Annotated in this window: 2 protein-coding genes; one reads left to right on the forward strand and one right to left on the reverse strand. The window is 48.6% G+C overall.

The features are described 5' to 3' along the window. Positions 1–90: 90 nt before the first annotated feature. The gene (locus tag QZX60_RS09275; protein ID WP_295364118.1) at positions 91–528 is read right to left on the reverse strand and encodes an Rrf2 family transcriptional regulator; all 438 of its coding nucleotides are present in this window, start codon (positions 526–528) and stop codon (positions 91–93) included. 212 nt (positions 529–740) lie between these two features. On the opposite strand from QZX60_RS09275, the gene QZX60_RS09280 reads away from it, so the two are divergent. Further along, complete coding sequence (locus QZX60_RS09280; protein ID WP_295364121.1) at positions 741–2,006, forward strand: glycosyltransferase family 2 protein; 1,266 nt, start codon at positions 741–743, stop codon at positions 2,004–2,006. Positions 2,007–2,278: the final 272 nt, after the last annotated feature.

Below are 2,278 nucleotides of genomic sequence, written 5' to 3' on the forward strand. Positions count from 1 at the left end.
TCGCATTAAAAATACCCTCCTTACTGGTTTGTCCAGTAAAGAGGGTACATATCATCAACGGATCTTTTTTTGTTGGCGCGGACAAAACAATCAGATGACGAAATTCAGTGGCGCGTTCTGGGCCGTGTGGTCCAGAATATCCTGAAGGGTGATGCCCTCGAGGTAATCGGTGATTTGTTTGTAGAGGCCCTTCCAGACTGGCAGGGTTTGGCATTCGGCGGCGCGTTCGCATCCAGGCGGGTCGTATTCGAGGCAGGCAATGGGCGCGAGGGAGCCCTCGGTTTGCTTTAAAATATCCGCGACGGTGCATTCGCTTGGGGCCTTGGCCAGCTGGTAGCCGCCGTTGGGACCGCGGCTGGCCTTCAGCAGGCCCGAACCGTGGAGCAGGATAACAATTTGTTCAAGGTATTTTTTCGAAATGTTTTGACGGGCGGCGATGTCCTTCAGCGCGATGTAGCCCTCGCCGCTGTGTTCCGCGAGGTCGGTCAGCATGCGCAGGGCGTACCGTCCCTTTGTTGATATTTTCATCTGATCACCTTTCTCTGCGATCACTTCGCAAGTGTTAGAATGTTTACCATTATTATATGATTTTCTGAGCGATTAAGCAAATTTCATTTTACATACCCGAGAAATTTATAAAATGTTTATATTTTGATTACGATTTATTTAAAGGCGTTGTCTATACTGTTTTTCAATCAATGATCTTTTAAGGGATCAATAAAGAGGAGAACAATTCAAAGATGTTGACGCTATTTGGACACATTGCGCGGCGGAGTCTCGCCATTGCGGTTTTAATTTGCTACGCTTATCAGCTCCGGTATTTCATCGCGTCCCATTGGAAAAGCAGGAAAGTCCGCGACGCTGGACCCCTTAGGGATTACGCTGTGCTCATTGCCGCGCGCAACGAAGCGGCGGTCATCGCGGCGCTGATACAAAGCGTGAAGCATCAAAGCTATCCCGCTTCCCATCTGGACGTCATCGTGGTGGCCGACAACTGCACCGACGATACGGCGGAAATTGCGAGAGAAGCAGGGGCCGTCGTGTACGAACGCTCCAATAGGCAGCTGGTCGGCAAGGGCTACGCCCTGGGGTGGCTGTTTAGACAATTGGAAAGCGATTGCAGAAGCTACGACGGTTATTTTATTTTCGATGCGGACAATCTTTTGGACGAAAACTTTGTACTGGAAATGCACAAGGTGCACAACGCGGGCTACCCCATTGTAACCGGCTACCGCAATTCGAAAAATTTCGGGGATAACTGGATTTCGTCGGGGTACGCCCTGTGGTTTCTTCACGAATCCCAGCTGCTCAACCGAGGACGGATGCACTCTGGAACCAGCTGCATGGTTTCTGGAACCGGCTACTTGATCAGTCAGGACCTGCTCGAACGCCTGGGCGGCTGGCATTTTTTCCTTTTAACTGAGGATATTCAGCTCACCGCGGAATGCATCGTGAGAGGTGAAAAAATCGGGTACGCCGAACGGGCCGTGTTTTACGACGAACAGCCCATCTGCTTCATGGATTCGGTTCATCAGCGGCTGCGTTGGATTAAGGGTTATTTTCAGGTCTTCAAAATTTACGGGGAACCGCTCATTGGCCGGCTCGGTGGGCCTGGTGGATTTGCCGCCTTCGATATGCTGATGAGCTACCTGCCGGCCTTCTTCGTGATGCTTGCGGCGATGGCCATGGGGATCGGGATGATGGCGCTCAACATCGCGGCAGCCGGGAATATCACAGAAGCCCTCACGTCCATCGGCCTATTCGTCTTTAAGTCCACGATTGTCATCTTTGCGCTTGGCGTCTACACGATGATTTCAGAACATCGGCAGATCTATATGCCCATTAGAAAAAAGATCTGGTGCTGTCTGACCTTCTCAATCTTTATGTTTACCTACGGGCCCATCGCCATCGCCGCTTTATTCAAGCAGGTCAATTGGACGCCGGTCCCGCATCACGTGGACACCTCCATCTCTGCCATTAAGCGGCAGCAGAATGTAAAAGCTTAAGCATGAGAAAAAGTCTTCTATTATATACATAAAAAACGAATCATTTTAGACGGTAATAAACCGTGATCGACAGAACAGTGTATAGGCACTGTTCTGTTTTTTTGTAAAAAAATCAAAAAAATTTGAAAAAGTTCTTGACAAGAATGTAAACACCGCGTATAATTAATTACGTTCTCATCGAGAGAGAGAGTAATTATCAGCTCGGTTGTGAAAAGTTTTTAAAAAACTTCAAAAAAGTTCTTGACAAGATAAAAGAGAGCTGGTAAAATAAA

Source organism: uncultured Pseudoramibacter sp., from assembly GCF_903789625.1.
GTDB classification, from domain to species: Bacteria; Bacillota; Clostridia; order Eubacteriales; family Eubacteriaceae; genus Pseudoramibacter; species Pseudoramibacter fermentans.

Bases quoted from the DNA above. Each gene is read 5' to 3' on its own strand.
- QZX60_RS09275 (WP_295364118.1), bottom strand. From the start codon at position 528: ATGAAAATATCAACAAAGGGACGGTACGCCCTGCGCATGCTGACCGAC.
- QZX60_RS09280 (WP_295364121.1), top strand. From the start codon at position 741: ATGTTGACGCTATTTGGACACATTGCGCGGCGGAGTCTCGCCATTGCG.